Annotated in this window: 4 protein-coding genes and 2 pseudogenes; 5 read left to right on the top strand and 1 reads right to left on the bottom strand. The window is 35.5% G+C overall.

Annotated elements, in window-relative coordinates; translation table 11 throughout:
* Window positions 1–77 precede the first annotated feature (77 nt).
* A protein-coding gene (locus F972_RS15505; protein WP_100834114.1) for an IS3-like element ISAba14 family transposase occupies window positions 78–1,222 on the top strand; the annotation gives its coding sequence in 2 pieces (ribosomal slippage) (window positions 78–342 and window positions 342–1,222; 1,146 coding nt in all).
* A gap of 31 nt (window positions 1,223–1,253) precedes the next feature.
* Here F972_RS15505 and F972_RS11625 read toward each other — a convergent pair.
* Window positions 1,254–1,469, bottom strand: coding sequence for a glycosyltransferase family 25 protein (locus F972_RS11625; RefSeq protein ID WP_082188752.1), 216 nt, complete (start codon window positions 1,467–1,469; stop codon window positions 1,254–1,256).
* Between the two features lie 220 nt (window positions 1,470–1,689).
* Here F972_RS11625 and F972_RS11630 point away from each other — a divergent pair, with 220 nt between their 5' ends.
* From F972_RS11630 to F972_RS15930, 4 genes and pseudogenes are all read left to right on the top strand, one after another.
* The gene (locus F972_RS11630; protein WP_004640776.1) at window positions 1,690–2,652 is read left to right on the top strand and encodes a glycosyltransferase family protein; all 963 of its coding nucleotides are present in this window, start codon (window positions 1,690–1,692) and stop codon (window positions 2,650–2,652) included.
* A gap of 187 nt (window positions 2,653–2,839) precedes the next feature.
* A complete protein-coding gene (locus F972_RS11635; RefSeq protein WP_004675546.1) occupies window positions 2,840–3,727 on the top strand; it encodes a hypothetical protein in 888 nt (295 codons plus the stop codon).
* Window positions 3,728–3,785: 58 nt separating this feature from the next.
* Window positions 3,786–4,034, top strand: a pseudogene (locus tag F972_RS11640) (acyltransferase family protein); the annotation flags it as partial.
* A gap of 54 nt (window positions 4,035–4,088) precedes the next feature.
* Window positions 4,089–4,226: pseudogene (locus F972_RS15930) on the top strand (IS701 family transposase); the annotation flags it as partial.

A 4,226-nucleotide genomic window follows, 5' to 3' on the forward strand; every position in this document is an offset into this window, starting at 1 on the left:
CAGAGATGGATCCGTAAATTTGAACAACTCCTATAAGTGATATTCTGCTCCTCAAATGATGTTATAAACATCAATATATGGAGTATTTTATGGCACGTAGACCAAGAAGAAATCATTCAAATGATTTTAAAGCTAAGGTAGCACTTGCTGCGATTAAAGCAGAAAAAACACTTGCTGAATTGAGTGCTGAATTTGATGTTCATCAAAACCAAATTATTGACTGGAAAAATCAATTGATCTCAGCTTCCTCGCAAGCTTTCGATCAATCAAAAGCTCCATCAGAACCCCCCATTGATCTTAAAAAGTTACATGCAAAAATCGGTGAGCAGGCATTAGAAATTGATTTTTTAGAAGGTGTGTTGAAGAAACTGGGCCGCTTCAACCACAAAAGTTAATCGACGACTCACTTCAGATTTCAGTATCTAAGCAAGCTAAGCTGCTGAAAGTCTCCCGTGGTTGTTATTATTATCGCCCAAAACCTGTTAGCTCATCAGATCTGAAGCTGATGCGATGTATTGATGAATTACATATGCAATATCCTTTTGCAGGCAGTCGTATGATGCGTGATTTGTTGAATCGTCAAGGGCATCATATAGGACGACGTCATACACGTACTTTAATGAAGAAAATGGGTATTCAGGCGTTATATTGCAAACCAAATTTAAGCCAGGCTAATCAAGCTCACCGTAAATATCCATATCTGCTCAAAGGGTTGGCTATTCAGCGCAGTAATCAAGTGTGGTCTACGGATATAACGTATATCCCTATGGCAAAAGGCTTTGTTTATTTATGTGCTGTGATTGATTGGCATAGCCGCAAGGTACTTGCGCATAGGGTATCGATTAGTATGGAGGTGGATTTTTGTATTTCGGTTTTAAATGAAGCGATTGAAAAATATGGATCACCTGAAATATTGAATACAGACCAAGGCAGTCAGTTCACCAGTGATGCATTTATTGATGTATTGAAATCAAATGGCATTCAAATCAGTATGGATGGTAAAGGTCGATGGGTAGATAATGTGATGGTTGAACGATTATGGCGGAGCGTTAAATATGAAGAGGTGTATCTCAAAGCTTATAGCAGTGTCACAGATGCGAAAAAGCAATTAAGTGCATATTTTGAGTTTTATAATTTGAAACGACCTCATTCGAGTCTAGACAAAATGACACCAAATGAGTTTTACTATGATCAGCTACCCCAACAAAACAAGGTGGCTTAACTAGAGCGGAATATCACTTATAAATACGCTTTTAGTTGTTCAAACAAGTGGGACCACCTCTAGCCACTTCACTTTTAGCAAGATCTGTTTTTGTTATATCAAGTCCTAAAGCATTTGCAATCTGCTCCATCGTGGCAGGCGTGACAGCATCAAAGAAACAAAAATCTATCGCCTGTTTCTGAAAAATCGATAAAATATGATCGCGACGCTGATCCGCATAAGTAAGGCTGATCACATAATTCTTCATAGTATAATCTTCACTAGCAACAACGTGCCACAATGCATTAAGATATTAAAATCTAAGTATTATTCATATTCTATCTTGTAAATACAACAACAAAGTAAAACACATTTGTACCAATATCGAAATCCTGCGTTGATTTGTTCATCAATACACATCAATGCTAGTCATGTTGAAAAGATAGACTTACAATGTTAGTTTTTAATTTATCATGCAGTTCTTTTAGATGTTATCTTCTACTTACTGCATTGATTTTATAAATAATGAAGTGATTGCAGATATGAACAATGAAGTAATTAAAGTATTTGTGGGTTGTGATCCCAACAACTGTGATTTAGAACAAATGATGGTTTTAGATTACAGCATTCGAAAACACACCCAACACCCTGTTGAAATTGTTTGGATGCAATTAAGCCATGACCCTAAAAGTCCATGGTACAGTAATCAAGAAACTCGAGAAGGTTGGCATACAGAAAAATGGGCAACTCCATTCTCAGGTTTCCGTTGGGCAATCCCTGAGTCATGCAACTTTCAAGGTCGTGCCATCTATATGGATGCGGATGTCGTTGTTTTATGTGACATTGCTGAGCTATGGTCACATCCACTGAGTAATGATGCGATCGTGATCGCAAAGGGTGGAAAGAGTACTGCTCGTTTATGCACCTGTGTATGGGACTGTGAAAAAGCTAAACAACATTTGCCTACATTAAAAGAACTACAAGCAGATCCTGAGGGACATAAAAAACTGATGCAGCTCATCAAAGAAAAGCCTGAACTTGTTCAACCTTATCAAGATTCATACAACAATATTGATGGTGAAGGTCTTCCAATTGAGCAAATTAAAATTTTGCATTACTCTGATATGGGTACACAGTTTAGTCATAAATATGCCTTACCGCGCCTTGAAGCATCTGGGCAAAAGCATTGGTTTGATGGGAAAATCATGCCGCACCCACGTGAAGACCTTGTCGCATTATTTGATCAATACTACCAAGAGGCTCTTGAAAATGGGTATCGCCCTGAAAACTATACGATCACTCCTTTCGGTAATTTTTCAAAAGCAACACAGATCAACTATCATGGCAACAAAGTAACCCGTCCAGATACAGAGGCGAACTGGTTTAATCGCTCAGTTCAATCGCTTAAGTCTGTATTTAAAGGAAAAAAGAAATTTTCTTTAGATGATTAATGCTTTCGCAGCTACAATAACACTACTTCTTTTAAACAATATACGATGGGGGAGGTAGTGTTAAAATATTCAATACAGATTCACTCTCCCACAATCGCGCTAATAATAAAAAATATCATATAATTAAGAGATTAATTTTAGTCTATCCTCCATCCTATGGTGGTAAACTTATACCTGAGTAAACTCGATGCAACAGATTTTCAATCGTATTACACAAAATATTTTCAAGTTCCTTTATAAGTCTTTCCATTCCAAAGCATATAAACATAATCGCCGCTATTGGCCATACTACAAGACTGTTCGCAATAGCGAAGGCGACTTAGAGCAATTATTTTTTAATAAAAAATTAATTGCCGATCATACAAAACCATTTAAAAGTCAAAAAAATACCTGTGTATTGGTTGCAACTGGGCCTTCTGTCAAAGATATAGATCAACGTTTTCTGACCAATCCTGACTATGACTATATTGGTGTGAATGGTGCTATTTCACTAGATCACATTCACTTTAAATATTACGTAATTATTGATTTTAATTTTACGACTAAGCGTTTCGATCTAATATTAAAAGTTCTTAACAGTGATTGTATATTTTTCACAACGCCTCGTTGTTTAGACATCATTTTAAAAAGAATTGACCCAAGTCAAATTAAGTGCGAAATCAAAATCATCGAGACTATTTTCCAAGATAAAACTGTTGAACCATTCATGGGTAAAAAGCACAAACTAGATTTAGAAAAACCTTATTTTCACTTATATGGCGAATTTGGCTTTTCAACGAATATATTCAATGCAGTATTTGATTATTTAACTGTACCATATGTGGCATTACAAGTCGCATATGCAATTGGTTTTAAAGAAATTTATATCGCTGGATTAGATATGAATAATTTTTCTCAGCCACGTTTTTATGAGAGTATAGAAAACAAACAGCCAACAATGTTAGATCAATACCTACATTTAATTTTTCCCGCTTTTGATGCTGCGGCTGAATTCTTTATAGAGCACCAAGTTCAGGTTTATAATCTTTCCCCCACAAGTGCCATAGAATCTTTTAAAAAAATCAATACAATCTAATTATCCAGTCATTATGAAATAAATCATACAATTACTCTTTTTTTAGAAAACTTATTGCATGAGCATCAATACTTTTAGGAATGATATTAATGGATTAAGAGCTTATGCTGTAATTTTAGTTGTACTTTTCCATTTCCAAATATTTGGGTTTTCGGCTGGTTATCTTGGCGTTGATATTTTTTTCGTCATTTCAGGTTATCTGATGACAAAAATTATCATTGAAAAACTGTTTAAGCAGCAGCTTTCTTTTACAGATTTTTATCTCGCTCGAATTGTACGAATATTTCCAGCACTTTTATTCCTTATAGGACTTACGCATTGACGGATTCAAAAAAGTATTAAAATAGTTTATAAAGTATCTGTGATCAGACGAACTAAACATGCTTCTACAGCAACTTGTACATTACCCATTTATATGGGCTTTCTCATGACAGAACCGAACTCTATTAGCTGCACACAACTTGCCGAGACTTATAATATCTCGCATGATAGTGTAAAT

Source organism: Acinetobacter sp. CIP 102529 (assembly GCF_000368325.1).
Lineage (GTDB): Bacteria > Pseudomonadota > Gammaproteobacteria > Pseudomonadales > Moraxellaceae > Acinetobacter > Acinetobacter parvus.